Origin of the sequence: Marinobacter sediminicola (assembly GCF_031157525.1) — a bacterium.
Classification (GTDB): domain Bacteria; phylum Pseudomonadota; class Gammaproteobacteria; order Pseudomonadales; family Oleiphilaceae; genus Marinobacter; species Marinobacter sediminicola.
In genome coordinates, this window is record NZ_JAVIXR010000033.1 from 1 (window position 1) to 692 (window position 692).

Consider the following 692-nt stretch of genomic DNA (forward strand, 5'->3'; position numbering starts at 1 on the left):
AACAGATCCGCTACCAGGCCGTAATCGGCAACCTGGAAGATAGGTGCTTCTTCATCCTTGTTGATCGCAACGATCACTTTGGAATCAGACATACCAGCCAAGTGCTGGATAGCACCGGAGATACCAACAGCGATATACAGCTGTGGAGCAACGATCTTACCGGTCTGGCCTACCTGCATGTCGTTCGGCACGAAGCCGGCGTCGACTGCTGCACGGGAAGCACCCATGCCGGCGCCTAGAAGATCAGCAACCTGCTCCAGCATCTTGAAGTTGTCGCCATTCTGCATGCCACGACCACCGGAGATAACAATGCCGGCACTGGCAAGATCAGGACGATCGGATTTGGCTTTCTCTTCGCCTACAAACGAAGACAGGCCTGCGTCTTTTACAACGTCCAGCTGCTCAACGGATGCAGAGCCACCCTCAGCGGCCACAGGATCAAAGCCTGTCGGGCGCACGGTGATTACCTTGATGCTATCGCTGGTCTTAACCGTTGCAATGGCGTTACCGGCGTAGATCGGGCGAACGAAGGTGTCTGCAGATTCTACGCGAATGATGTCAGATACCTGAGCAACGTCCAGCAGCGCAGCAACGCGGGGCATGAAGTCTTTGCCCGTGGTACCGGCAGAGGTCAGGATGTGGCTGTAGCCCTTACCCACTTCTGCAACCAGCTCGCCCAGGTTCTCACCCAG

At 56.1% G+C, this 692-nt stretch carries 1 protein-coding gene; it reads right to left on the reverse strand.

The features are described from left to right. Positions 1 to 692, reverse strand: a 692-nt coding sequence (locus RG807_RS17670) for an electron transfer flavoprotein subunit alpha/FixB family protein (RefSeq protein WP_309046052.1), incomplete at both ends; no start/stop codon positions are given.